11 protein-coding genes are annotated in these 12,858 nt (G+C 64.2%); 5 read left to right on the top strand and 6 right to left on the bottom strand.

Annotation, left to right across the window (positions count from 1 at the left end; translation table 11 throughout):
- Positions 1 to 89: 89 nt before the first annotated feature.
- The 6 genes from VI26_RS15330 to VI26_RS15305 all read right to left on the bottom strand — a co-directional run bounded on the left by VI26_RS15330 (position 90) and on the right by VI26_RS15305 (position 5,975).
- Complete coding sequence (locus VI26_RS15330) at positions 90 to 1,556, bottom strand: GDL motif peptide-associated radical SAM/SPASM maturase (protein WP_048410624.1); 1,467 nt, start codon at positions 1,554 to 1,556, stop codon at positions 90 to 92.
- A gap of 67 nt (positions 1,557 to 1,623) precedes the next feature.
- Entirely contained in the window at positions 1,624 to 2,226 is a 603-nt protein-coding gene (locus VI26_RS15325) for a DUF1842 domain-containing protein (protein ID WP_048410623.1), read from the bottom strand.
- Between the two features lie 45 nt (positions 2,227 to 2,271).
- Positions 2,272 to 2,895: a DUF1842 domain-containing protein gene (locus VI26_RS15320; protein WP_048410622.1), complete on the bottom strand. Its 624-nt coding sequence runs from the start codon at positions 2,893 to 2,895 to the stop codon at positions 2,272 to 2,274.
- Positions 2,896 to 2,941: 46 nt separating this feature from the next.
- Positions 2,942 to 3,130, bottom strand: coding sequence for a DUF1843 domain-containing protein (locus VI26_RS15315; protein ID WP_048410621.1), 189 nt, complete (start codon positions 3,128 to 3,130; stop codon positions 2,942 to 2,944).
- Positions 3,131 to 3,429: 299 nt separating this feature from the next.
- The gene (locus VI26_RS15310; RefSeq protein ID WP_082151098.1) at positions 3,430 to 4,407 is read right to left on the bottom strand and encodes a succinylglutamate desuccinylase/aspartoacylase family protein; all 978 of its coding nucleotides are present in this window, start codon (positions 4,405 to 4,407) and stop codon (positions 3,430 to 3,432) included.
- Positions 4,395 to 5,975: an ABC transporter substrate-binding protein gene (locus VI26_RS15305; protein ID WP_048410620.1), complete on the bottom strand. Its 1,581-nt coding sequence runs from the start codon at positions 5,973 to 5,975 to the stop codon at positions 4,395 to 4,397. Before VI26_RS15305 ends, VI26_RS15310 begins: the two co-directional genes overlap by 13 nt.
- 130 nt (positions 5,976 to 6,105) lie before the next feature.
- Here VI26_RS15305 and VI26_RS15300 point away from each other — a divergent pair, with 130 nt between their 5' ends.
- From VI26_RS15300 to VI26_RS15280, 5 genes are all read left to right on the top strand, one after another.
- The gene (locus VI26_RS15300) at positions 6,106 to 7,344 is read left to right on the top strand and encodes a D-amino acid dehydrogenase (RefSeq protein WP_048410619.1); all 1,239 of its coding nucleotides are present in this window, start codon (positions 6,106 to 6,108) and stop codon (positions 7,342 to 7,344) included.
- A gap of 2 nt (positions 7,345 to 7,346) precedes the next feature.
- Entirely contained in the window at positions 7,347 to 7,958 is a 612-nt protein-coding gene (locus VI26_RS15295; protein WP_048410618.1) for a M15 family metallopeptidase, read from the top strand.
- Between the two features lie 265 nt (positions 7,959 to 8,223).
- Positions 8,224 to 9,411 carry an O-succinylhomoserine sulfhydrylase gene (locus tag VI26_RS15290; protein WP_048410617.1) on the top strand — a complete coding sequence of 396 codons (1,188 nt, stop codon included), beginning with the start codon at positions 8,224 to 8,226 and terminating at the stop codon, positions 9,409 to 9,411.
- 202 nt (positions 9,412 to 9,613) lie between these two features.
- Positions 9,614 to 10,261 carry a TetR/AcrR family transcriptional regulator gene (locus VI26_RS15285; RefSeq protein WP_048410616.1) on the top strand — a complete coding sequence of 216 codons (648 nt, stop codon included), beginning with the start codon at positions 9,614 to 9,616 and terminating at the stop codon, positions 10,259 to 10,261.
- A 90-nt stretch (positions 10,262 to 10,351) separates the two neighbouring features.
- Positions 10,352 to 12,805 (top strand): acyl-CoA dehydrogenase, encoded by a 2,454-nt coding sequence (locus VI26_RS15280; protein WP_048410615.1) that lies wholly within the window; start codon positions 10,352 to 10,354, stop codon positions 12,803 to 12,805.
- The last annotated feature ends 53 nt before the right edge of the window (positions 12,806 to 12,858 follow it).

Genomic DNA, 12,858 nt, shown 5'->3' with positions numbered 1-12,858 from the left:
GATGGGAATAGCGACACAATCCAGTTTTTTGGCATAAAACGGCGAGCGCCCGCGTCGTCGCCCGCCATTCATGCCTGACTTGGCCGCGCTTAATCGGCGGCAAGGCCCAGCAGCCGACGCAGATTGTCCATCACTTGCAGGCGTCTGGCGTGCTCCTGCTGGTAGTCGCGCTCGGCGGCGGCGATATCGGCCGCGCAGTGCGGACAACAGGTCTCGTCCGGGTGGATGTATTGTTGGCACTGTCGGCACAGCGCCAGCTTGGCCGGCGGCCGGCCCTCGCGCGGCGCGGTCTTGCCCTTGTTTTTCCAGGTCAGCGCAATGACCTGGCCGCTGCGGCTGATCCGGCTGATTTCCTGGCCGCTGGCGATGTCCTCGGTGATCAGGTCGAAGCGGCCGACGGCGAAGGAGGCCGGCGCCGCGTCCTGCAGCTTGACGATGCGCTCGCGCAAGCCCTGTTTTTCCAATTCCAGCGCGCGGTAGTGGCAGTAGGGGTTGTTGCCGGGCTTGCCCAGCAGCGAATGCGAGGTCCAGGTGCAGCCGCCGCGGCAGATATCGTTGTAATAGCAGCCGCGGCAATAGCCCCACAAATCGTCCACCGAGCGCAGCCGGCCAAAGTGGATGCCCTCGCTGTGATGCCAGATATCGTCCAGGCTCATGTCGCGCACATTGCCGCCGGCAAAGCCGACGGTGGCCAGCGACGGACAGCCCTTGACGGTGCCGTCGGCCTCCAGCGCCAGCACGGTCTGGCCGGCGGCGCAGCCGCTCCAGTGCACGCGCTCGTCGCCGAAGCCGCGCCACAGCCGCTCGTACGGGCCATAGTAGCCGATATTATTGCCCACATTCATCAGCAGGCCGCGATCCACGCCTTCGCGGTACAGCCGCGCCAGCAAGGGCATCAGCTCGAGCAATTGGTAGGGCTGCAGCAGCAATTCATCGTGATCCACCGCATTGCCCATCGCCACCGTCAGCTGGATCTGCCAATGGGTGGCGCCCAGCTCTATGATCTGATCCATCAGCGCCGGCAGGTCCGGCATGGTAGCCGCGCCGATCTGGGTGTTGACGCTGACGGCGAGGCCGGCGGCCTTGGCGCGGCGCAAGGCGTCCACCGCCTTGTCGAAGGCGCCCGGCACATTGCGCACCTTGTCGTGCAAGGGCGCTAGCCCGTCCAGCGACACGCCTACGCCGTTGAGGCCGGCGTCTATCGCCTGCTGCAGCCGGGCAGGGTTCAGGTTGCGGCCTCCGGTCTGGATCGCGCAATACATGCCGTGGCCGCGGATGGCGCGGATCAACTGGGTCCAGTCCTTGCGCAGATAGGCTTCACCGCCGATCAGGGTGATCTCGCGGGTGCCCAGCGCCGCCAGCGCGTCTATCACCTGCAGGCATTCGGCGGTGGACAGCTCATTGGGGCGGCGGTGGCCGGCGCGCGAGCCGCAATGCAGGCATTTCAGGTCACAGGCCAGCGTGATTTCCCAAACCACGTGCACCGGGACATAGCGCTTGAAGTCTTCGTCGTCCAGATAGCGGGCCGGGCGGACGGCGGGGCTGTCGTCTAGCATGAGCGGGTCCTTGAGAAAGGGCGAGGAGCGTCCGCTGGACGCCCCTGGACTTAGCGTGCGACGCCGTTCAATGCCGGCCTTCGAGGCGGGCGATTTCGGCATGCAGCTGTTTCAGCGCGGCTTCGATATTGTCGTGCTGCTTCAACTGCTCTTCCGCCTGGCCGGCCAGCGACTTCATCTGCGCCAGATTGTCGCTGCTGCGCGACTGCTGCAGCGCGGCGGCGTATAGCGGGATGGGATGGGGGTAGGGCTTGCTGCCGGAACGCGGCTCCGGATGCACGGCTGGCGCCTCGGTCACGATGGCGTGAGCGACGGTGTGCCAGGCATCCTGATAGAAGAAGCGATAGCTGGCGTTGCCGTCTTGCCAGTCCTGATCGAGTATGCCTTGCAGATGGAAGGTTTCCGCGATCTGGCTATTGGGCGAGCTGGGGCTGCCGTCCAGCGACAGCACGATGTGATGCTCGGCGGACGGGTCCAGCTTGGCCTGGCTGTAATGGCCCCAGACATTGGCCTGGAACTGCAAGGGCGGGCTGACGCTCTGGGTGATGCTGGCGTGGCCGCTGACCTTTTTCTGCGGCGTGTCGACCAGCAAATCCAGGGTCAGGACCGGCGCACCCAGCACCGGTTGGGAAACGATGTAACGGACATGGAACAATCCTGTTGCCGACATGGAGCACTCCTTGACGAATGGAAACGAATCGGCGCGCGCGCCTGCTTATTTGCGGTCCAGCTTGGCGATTTCCGCCTTCAGCGCATCCAGCTCCTTGCGCAGTTGCGGCTGGGCGTCCAGTTGCTGTCTGGCGTAAGCGGCCAGCGTTTTCATGTGGGCCAGATCGCCGCTGGCGATGGCGCTTTGGATGGGCACGCCATACAAGGCCATGATGGGTGGGTTGGGCAGGATCACCGGGCCGGGCTCCAGCGGCAGCGGGAAATAGCGCGATTTCAGTTCTGGATTGAGTTTGGCGGGCACATTGTCCACCTCCACCCACGCGGAGCCGTTGAAATAGCTGTAATTGGCGATGCCTTGCTTCCAGTCGTGGTTCAGCACCAGGTGCAGCTTGAAGTTGGGTGTATTGCCGCTGTGCCCTTGGGCGGTGATCAGGATGCGGCCCTCGCTGGGCGGCATCACGGTCAGATAGGTGTAATCGCCGTGGACGTGGGAGTGCACGTTCAGCGCTGGATGAGTGCTGTGATTGACGATGTGGGCGCTGCCGGTCACCGAGTGCTTGGGCGGCGCCACCAGCAGGTTCAAGAGCAGCGTCGGAGCACCTTCCAGATTGGTGCCGATGAGGTAGCTGACGGGGAACAATCCGATTTCAGTCTGCGTATTGCCTGACATAAGACCTCCAAGACAAGAATGAGGGATGCCTCGGGCGGCGCGGCGCTCAGCGCCGTTCCAGACGAGTGATTTCCAGCTTCAGTTGTTCGACTGCGGCGTGCAGATCGCCGTATTGGTGCAAATGCTGCTCGCCTTGCTCCAGCAAGGTTTTCATCTGCGCCAGATTGCCTTCGGCGATCGCTTGATGGATGGCCACGCCATAGGGCAGCGTTTGATGCGTGGGAAGATGGCTCATGGTGTTCACTTCCTTGCGCTGAGTGGTTGGGGAGGGCGGGCGGCCAGGGGAGGCCATCCGCGGCAGCGGCTACCGGCGGCGCGGCAGTGCTTATCGGTGTAGCAGTTGGGAGCGGGGGTGTGCTGGCCTAAATGGTGGTTTTTATGAAAAACAAATACTTAAGTGGAAATGCTGAGCCGGGCTGAATGGTGTTGGGAGCCGGGCTTGAAAAGCGAAATGCCCATGCGCAGCATGGGCATTCTGAAGTGGCGCATTACCATGCCGCGCCTCACGACACGCGGCGGAGCGTAAACATGCTCTCAGAAGCGGGAGGAGGCCCTGGCCAGATAAAACCACTCCTGGCCGGCCGGCGCCTTGGGATTGGGGAACACGATGCGTCCGTCGTCCAGCGCCGTCACCGGGCTGCCATCGGCGCGCCAGCCTATCTGTTCGTCCTTGCTCACCGCGTCGAAGCTGGCCCAGTCGCGGGCGAAGCGGTCGGCCTCGTCCAGCTTGTCCACCACCTCGTACAGGCTGAGCGCCTCCAGAGGCCCGGCCGCGGGCGGCGGCGCGTCCAGCATGCCCAGATGGGCCAGGGTGTTGACGATGGCCTGGTAGGCGACGAGCGGCGCGGCCGGGTCGTCGTGCTGGCCGCATTCCAGCGTCAGCGCCCAGCCACCTTGCTGACGCATGTATTCGGTGGTGCCCACGCCGTAGCGGGGGTCGTCGTCCGGCACCGGCTGCCGCGCGTCGCCGGCCGGGCGCCGGCGGCGCCGCTCCACGCCCAGCGCGTAAGTGGACAGCCAGCCGTCCACTGCGCGGCCCACGCCCAACCGCTGCGCCAGCGCCTCTTCCTCTGCCGAGTGCGCGAACGGTTCCAACTCGCCGGCATTGTCGCGCGGGCCGAGAAATACGAAGGGATGGCCCTGGGACTGGAAAGAGTGTAGATCCAGCAGCACCTCATGCTCGGACAGCAAGGGGCATAGCCAGTTGGCGACATGGTCCTCGAAATCGGCAGGCTTGGCGCGGGGCGCGAGCTTGCGGTTCAGATTGCGCTCGCCGCCGCGCTGCTTCAGCCGGAAAGCCAGCGGGTTGCTCACCGGGACCAGGGTCAGTCGGCCGGAGCGCAAGGCCAGCGCGCCTTGTTCCAGCTCTGCCATCACGCGGCGGATTGCCAGCGTGCCGCAGTGCTCATTGCCGTGCACTGCGCCGGTGACGATCAGGCGCGGGCCGGGGCGCGGCGCCTGATAGCGGTGGCTGGCGAAGCATTGTGGCCAGCTAGGGTCTATTTCAGCCATACGTTCTCGAAGTCGAAAGAGCCGTTGGGATTCATCACGAAACCTTGCACATTATTGCGCAGCGGGATGTAGATGCGCGAATGCGCCATGGTGATCCATGGTCGTTCGCGCTTGAAGATTTCCTGCGCCTGCAGATAATACTGCGCGCGCCGGCTCTGTTCGCTGGTTTGGCGGCCAAGCTGCAGCAGCTTGTCGAATTCCGGATTGCAGAAACGCTGGCCGCCCTTGCTGACGCTGCAGGACAGCGTGTTCCACAGGAAATCGTCGGGATCGCCGGAATTGCTGGTCAGACCGGACATATAAACATCGTGTTCGCCGGCGGCGGCGCGTTTCAGGTATTCGCCCCATTCATAGCTCTGGATATTCGCCTTGACGCCTATCCTGGCCCAATCCTGCTGGATCATCTGCGCCATCAGCTTGCCGTTGGGATTGGTCGGGCGCTGCACCGGCAGCGCCCACAGATTGACGGTGAAGCCTTGGGGGTAGCCGGCCTGGGCCAGCAGCGCCTTGGCCTTGGTCGGGTTGTATTCGTTGCGGGTCTTGGGGTTCCAGCTCCAGGTGGACGGCGGATAGGGGTTGACCGCCTGGGTGGCGCCGCCCTTGGGGAATAGCGCCTTGAACAGCGCGTCGCGGTTGATGGCGATGTCCAGCGCCACCCTCACTTCGCGCTTGGCGAATTGCGGCCGTTTCAGGTTGTAGGCCAGGTAAGAGATATTGCTGGCGCCGGTGGAGGCGATCCGGATGTTCTTGTCGGCGCTCAAGCTGTCCAGATCGGCCTCGCGCACCGCCGCGGCCACTTGGCACTCATTGGCTTTCAATTTCTGGATGCGCACTTGCGGATCGGTGACGATGGCGAAAATCAGGCTGCGGGTTTTCTGCGACGCGCCCCAGTACTGAGGGTTGGCTTCGTAGCGCACGGTCGAGTCCTTGGCGTAGCTCTTGAAGCGGTAGGGGCCGGTGCCGATGGGCAGCAGATTGATCTGCTGCGGCTTGCCAGAGTTGAGCAGTTGCTGGGCGTATTCCGCCGATTGCATGCCGGCGAAACCCATCGCGAAGAAGGTCAGGAAGGTGGCGTTGCGCTCCTTGAGCCGGATCTTGACGCCATGCGCGTCCAGTTTTTGCACCGAGACGATCAATTTGCTCAGGCCATAGCCGTCCGGCCCGGTCAGCGGCGTCTTGAAGGCCTGGTTGAACGGCGCGTCGGGGCGGATCCAGCGCTCTACGGTGAAGACCACGTCATCGGCGGAGAAGTCGCGGCTGGGCTTGAAGTAATCGGTGCTATGGAATTTGACGCCGCGGCGCAGCTTGAAGGTGTACTCCAATCCGTCGGCGGAAACGCTCCAGCTTTCCGCCAGCCCCGGCCGCAACGCCACGCCGCCGCGCTTGAATTCGGTCAGGCCCTGGAAGATGGGCTTGGCGATATTGTAAGTGGACGCGGTATCCCACATAGCCGGGTCGAAGCCTTCCGGCGCCGCCTCGGCGCAGAACACCAGTGGCTTGGCCGCCTGCGCGGCGGCGGGCAAGGCTAAGGCCAACAACAGGGAGAGGGGGAGGCTTGAACTTGTCATTTACGCTATCCTGAGTTCTTGTTCGCGGCGAGTGAATTGTCCGTCAGTTGCGCTTGCCGGTCCATGGGCTAGGCCGCCTGGCCGGTTTGCGCGAGACGCGACGACCGGTGGCGGCGCGAGAGGATGGGGCATGAACGGGGATAGAGTGCTGATCATAGGCGGCGGTGTGATCGGCTTGTGCGGCGCGTGGCGGCTGGCGCGCGCCGGCTGGCCAGTGACCTTGCTGGAGCGCCATGATCAGGTGGCGGCCGGGGCCAGCCACGCCAACGGCGGTCAACTGAGCTATAGCTATGTCGCGCCGCTGGCCGACGCCGGGGTGCCGGCCAAGGCCTTGGCCTGGCTATGGGGTCGGGACGCGCCGATGCGTTTGCGCCTGCGTTGCGATCCGGCGCAATGGCTGTGGCTGTGGCGCTTCCTGCTGGCTTGCAGCGACCGCGCCAACCGCGCCGGCACCGCTAGCCTATGGCGCTTGGCGCAAGCAAGTCACCTGGCGCTGGACGCGCTGCGCGCCGATGGGCTGGATGGCTTCGCCTGGCGGCGCAATGGCAAGCTGGTGTTGTTTCGCAGCGCCGCGGCGTTGGAGCGCGCGCGCAGTGGCGTGGAGCGTCTGCGCGCCTTGGGCGCGCGCCAGCGGTTGCTGGATGCGCACGCCTGCCTGGCGCTGGAGCCCGCCTTGGCCGGCTTCGACGGCGCGCTGGCCGGCGGCGTGCATACACCGGATGAGGAAGTGGCGGATTGCCGCCTGTTTTGCCAGGCCATGCAGCGGCGGATACGCGAGGAGGGCTTGGATGTAGAGTTTCGCTTTGGCCAGGAGGTCTGCGGCTTCGAACTGGCCCAGGGGCGGATAAGCCGGGTTTTATTGCCCGGCGAGGCGTTGTCTTGCCGGCATCTGGTGTTGGCCGCCGGTATCGGCGGCGCGGGGCTGGCGCGCAAACTGGGTCTGCGGCTGCCGCTGTATCCATTGAAGGGCTATAGCTTGGACATGCCGGCGGGCGCGGCGCTGCCCCGTCTCAGCGTCACCGATTTCGAGCGCAAGACACTGTACGCGCCGATAGGCGGACGCTTGCGGGTGGCTGCCATCGCGGACTTGGTTGGCTACGAGGAGCGTCCGGACCCGGTGCGCTTGGCTGGCTTGCGGCGGCAGTTGGCGCGCGATTGGCCGCAAGCGGGGAGACTGGAACAGGCGGAGGAGTGGGCGGGGCTGCGGCCGGCAACGCCGGACGGCCTGCCCTTGATTGGCCGTGCACGCGGCGGTCCGGCCAATCTTTGGCTGAACCTGGGTCACGGCGCACTGGGTTTTACGCTGGCGCTGGGCAGCGCTGAACAACTGGCCCAGGCCATGGCGGCGAGAGAAGGCGGAGGAGAGTGATGATGAGCGCGGTAATCCGCATGGAGGAGTTGGCGGCGCATCCGGAGTATCTGTCGATAGCCGATATCGACGGCGTGCGGCTGGATTTGCGCTATGCCTGCGCCAACAATTTCGTTGGGCGCAATCTGTACGGCGACGCGGCGCCGGCCTTGCTGCACCGTCGCGCCGCCGAGCAACTGTCCCAGGCGGCGCGGGCGCTGAGCCTGCAGCGGCCGGGGTACCGGCTGCGGGTATTCGACGCGCTACGCCCGGGGCGGGTGCAGCGGGTGCTGTGGGATATTGTCAAGGACACGCCGCAGCGCATTTATGTGGCCGATCCGGCGCGCGGCTCGATTCACAGCTTCGGCATGGCGGTGGACCTGAGCGTGGAGGACGCGGAGGGGCGCGAGCTGGACATGGGCACCGGGTTCGACGACTTCACCGAACTGGCCCAGCCGCAGCGCGAGCCGGAGCTGACGCGGACCGGGCGGCTGAGCGCGGCGCAGCTGGACAATCGCCTGCTGCTGCGGGGCTGCATGCTGGAGGCCGGCTTTTACGGCATCGCCACCGAGTGGTGGCATTTCGAGGCGGCGGAGCGCAACTGGGTGCGCGCCCATATGCTGCTGATCGAGTAGACGGATCCGCGCTAATGCCGCCGCGCTGGCGGCTTTATACCCGGCAGGCATTTAGCAAACCGCGAATTTTCAGGCAATATGGCCGTTGGCCTTATCCTTAGCGCCTGTTCACGATCTCGCGAGCTAAGGCGAGACAAGGCCATGCGGCTGAGAAAGCGGAGTGTACACATGGTACATGAGCATTTCGAGGACGGCTTCAACGCCGTATCGCCGACGCGCAGCAGATCGTGAACAGGTTCTTCGAAGCACCCGCAGAGAAACATCAATGGCATCCGACAATACCGAACAAGCCTGTTGGCACCCGGAAACCCAGGCAATCCGCGGCGGCCGTGAAATCAGCGAATATCGCGAACACAGCCAAAGCCTGCATCTGACTTCCAGCTTCACTTATGATTCGGCGGAACAGGCCGCCGCCATGTTCCTGGGCGAACTTGACGGTTACACCTATTCCCGTTTCACCAATCCCACCGTTGCCGCCTTTCAGCAGCGGCTGGCGCTGATGGAGGACGGCGAGCGCGCGATCGCCACCGCCACCGGCATGGCGGCGATACAAGCCATCATGATGAGCTTGCTCAAGGCCGGCGATCACATCCTGTCCTCGCAAAGCCTGTTCGGTTCCACCACCAATCTATTCGCCGGCCTGTTGGCCAAGTTCGGGGTGGAAACCACCTTTGTCGACGCCACCGATCTGCAAGCCTGGCGCGATGCGTTGCGGCCGAGTACCCGGCTGTTGTTCCTGGAGACACCGTCCAATCCGCTGACCGAAATCGCGGACATCGCCGCCATTGCCGACATTGCCCATCAACACGGCGCCTTGCTGGTGGTGGACAACAGCTTCTGTTCCCCGGCCTTGCAGCGGCCGCTGCGCCTGGGCGCCGATCTGGTGATGCATTCGGCCACCAAATACCTGGACGGCCACGGCCGGGTGATGGGCGGCGCGGTGGTGGGCAGCGACGCGCTGATCGAACAGATCTATTTGCATGTGCGCACCGCCGGGCCGACGCTGGCGCCGTTCAATGCCTGGACCCTGCTCTCCGGCATGGAAACCCTGCATCTGCGGATGGAAAAGCACAGCGCCAACGCGCTGGAGTTGGCGCGCTGGTTGGAGGCGCAGCCGGCGGTGGAGCGGGTGTTCTACCCGGGGCTGGCCAGTCATCCGCAGCATGAGCTGGCGCTGCGCCAGCAAAGCGGCGGCGGCGCGGTGGTGTCCTTCGTGGTCAAGGGGGGCAGGGCCGAGGCTTGGCGCGTGGTGGATCGGGTGCAGCTGATTTCGCGCACCGCCAACCTGGGCGACGTCAAGTCCACCATTACGCATCCCGCGTCCACCACCCACGCCCGCATCACGCCGGAAGCCAGGTCCAAGGCTGGCATCGTCGAAGGCCTGTTGCGGGTGGCGGTGGGCCTGGAGCATGTCGAGGATCTGAAGCGGGATTTGGCGCGCGGCCTTGACTAAAAGCTTTCAACATGTGTTTCATTCAAACGGCAGTCTAAAATACGGACTGCCGCTTTTGTTGCCGCCCTGAGAGTTTGGCCCGAGCGCCGTCGAGACATGTCTTGACATTCGTCAAATTAAAACGTAAGTTTGAAACGCTTGTTCGAAAGCTGAAATGAGCAAGACCATAAAACCAGCAAATACAAAAAAGGCACTGGAGAACATGGAAGCAAGCCGCCCCGATACCTCCACCCGCATTCTTGACGTTGCAGAACGCTTGTTTGTGGAGCACGGTTTCGAAGCGACCTCGCTGCGCATGATCACCCAGCAAGCCGAGGTAAACCTGGCCGCGGTGAATTATCACTTCGGCTCCAAGGACGCGTTGTTCGAGTCCGTGTTCATGCGCAGGCTGGCACCGCTGATTGCGGACTGCCTGGCGGAACTGGACAAGCTGGAGGCGGAGGCCTCGGAGGAGAAACTAGCAGTGGAAGGCCTGGTGCTGTCGTTCATACGGCCCTGTCTGTCACTGTCCAAGGACCCGTCGCGCGGCGGGGCGATGTTCGTGCGCCTGTTGTCGCGCACACTGGTGGAAAACCACCGCCTGTTGCGCGAAACCATCTCCCAGCAGTACAGCGTGTTCGTCCAGCGGTATAGCCGCGCGTTTCAGCGCGCCTTGCCTATGCTGGACACGGAGCAACTGGCCTGGAGAATGCATCTTGCATTCAGCGTCATGTTCAACGCCTTCGCCGGCAATGATGTGCTGAAGATTTTCACGCGCAGTCAGATCGTCAGCGCGCGCGATCCGGACATGATAGTCAAATACCTCGTGCCCTTTGTGATGGCTGGCTTGGTCGCGCCCATGGAAGGCTGATTCCGGAGCGCAGGGCAGGGCGGGGCAATCATCGCCGCGTCCCTTGCTGTTGCCGCCGGAACGGAAGGGTCAACACGAGGGTAAAACAAAATGATATCTGCCGTTGTTCTGGTCGTGCTGCTGGGCGCGCTGGCGTATTTCCGCGCGCCTGTTCTGGCCTGGACCGTGGGGCTGGCCGCCTGGCTAGCCGCGCTCCAGTTCGTCTTCCATTGCCCGCTGCCGCCGGCTGCTTGGGTTGTTTTTGCGGTGATCGCCGCTGTTCTCAATCTTCCGCCGCTGCGCCGCGCCGTGTTCACCGGCCCGGTATTCGGCGTGTTCAAGAAAATCACGCCGGCGATGTCCCAGACCGAGCAGGAGGCCATCAACGCCGGCACGGTATGGTGGGATCGCGACCTGTTCTCCGGCAAACCGGACTGGAACCGCCTGCTGTCCTTTCCCGATCCCAAGCTGACGCCGGAGGAGCAGGCCTTCATCGACGGCCCCACCGAGCAGCTGTGCGCGATGATTGACGATTGGAAGATCACCCACGAGCTGAAGGATCTGCCGCCGGAAGTGTGGCAGTTCATCAAGGACAACGGCTTCCTGGGCATGATCGTCAAGAAGCAGTACGGCGGCCTGGAATTCTCCAACTATGCTCACGCCAAGGTGGTGACCAAGATCGCCACCCGCGGCGGCACCGCCGCGGTATCGGTGATGGTGCCCAACTCCCTGGGCCCGGGCGAATTGCTGCAGCACTACGGCACCGAGGCGCAGAAGGATTATTATCTGCCGCGCCTGGCCAAGGGTCAGGAGATCCCGTGCTTCGCGCTGACCAGCCCCTACGCGGGCTCGGACGCCGGCAGCATTCCCGACTACGGCATCGTCTGCCGCGGTTCCTACACCCATCCGCGCACCGGCGAGCGTTTCGACGACGTGCTCGGCCTGCGCGTCAGCTGGGAAAAGCGCTGGATCACGCTGGCCCCGGTGGCCACCATCCTGGGCCTGGCGTTCAAGATGTACGACCCCGAGCATCTGCTGGGGGATAAAGAGGACCTGGGCATCACCTGCGCGCTGGTGCCCACCGAGCACGAAGGCGTGGCCATCGGCCGTCGCCATTTCCCGGGCGGCGCCGCCTTCATGAACGGCCCGACCTGGGGCAAGGACGTGTTCATTCCGCTGGACTGGATCATCGGCGGCCGCGAATTCGCCGGCCAGGGCTGGCGCATGTTGGTCGAATGCCTGTCGGTGGGCCGTTGCATCTCCCTGCCGGCGATGTCGGTGGCTTCCGGCAAGATGAGCTCCTTCGTCACCGGCGCCTATGCGCGCATCCGCGATCAGTTTGGCCTGCCCATCGGCAAGTTCGAGGGCGTGGACGAGGCGATGGCGCGCATCGGCGGCTACACCTATCAGATGGAAGCGTCGCAAGACCTGGCGCTGACCGGTCTCGACAATGGTGAAAAACCGTCGGTGCTGTCCGCCATCCTCAAGTACCACAATACCGAGCGCATGCGCAAAGCCATCAACGACGCGATGGACATCCATGGCGGCAAGGCGGTGGTGCTGGGTCCGCGCAACTATCTGGCGCGCGCCTATCAGGCGATTCCGATCGGCATCACCGTGGAAGGCGCCAACATCCTGACCCGTTCGATGATCATCTACGGTCAGGGCGCGATCCGCTGCCATCCCTTCGTGCTGCGCGAGATGAAGGCGGCGATGGCCAATGACGGCAAGGAATTCGACGCCGCCATCACCGGCCACATCAACTTCGTGATCAGCAATGTGGTGCGTTCGCTGTGGCTGGGCCTGAGCGGTGCTCGTTTCGTCGGCGCGCCGCGCGGCGGCGAGGTGGGTGTCTACTATCGCCGGCTGACCCGTTTCTCCAGCGCCTTCGCCTTGCTGTCCGATATGGCGATGTTCAGCCTGGGCGGCAGCCTCAAATTCCGCGAGAAGCTGTCCGCGCGTCTGGGCGACATGCTGTCCGGCCTCTATATCGCCTCGGCTTGCCTGAAGCGCTTCGAGCGCGACGGCGCGCCCAAGGAAGACCTGGCGCTGCTGCAATGGTCGGTGGAAAACGCCTTGTACGATGTGCAGCAGGCGATGGACGGCTTCCTGGCCAACCTGCCCAGCCGCATGCTGGCGGCAGTGCTGCGCAAGCTGATCTTCCCGTGGGGCCTGACGCTGAAGCCGGCGTCCGACCGTGTAGGCACCAAGATCGCCCGCGCGATGATGGAGCCCGGCGCCACCCGCGAGCGGCTGACCCGCGGCATGTATCTGCCCAAGGAAGAAACCGATGCGGTGGGCGTGCTGGCGCACGCGTTGGAAGCGGTGTTGGCGACCGAGCCGCTGGAGCAGAAGTTGCGCAAACTGGCGCGCGACGGCCAATTCAAGACCGTGACCGCGCGCGAGCGTCTGGCGGAAGCCTTGCAGGGCGGCGTGTTGAGCCAGGCCGAATTCGACGCCGTCAGCCGCGCGCGCAAGCTCAAGCGCGACGTGATCATGGTGGACGATTTCGACAAGATGCTGGAACAGCACGACGATAAGCTGTTGCAACGCTTGATCTTCTGAGCCTAGAGGGTAAGATTTGCCGGGAGCGATCCCGGCATTTCAGCCAAGCGGCC

This window comes from Chromobacterium sp. LK1, assembly GCF_001043555.1.
GTDB classification, from domain to species: domain Bacteria; phylum Pseudomonadota; class Gammaproteobacteria; order Burkholderiales; family Chromobacteriaceae; genus Chromobacterium; species Chromobacterium aquaticum.
This window is presented reverse-complemented; position numbering and strand designations above follow the sequence as displayed.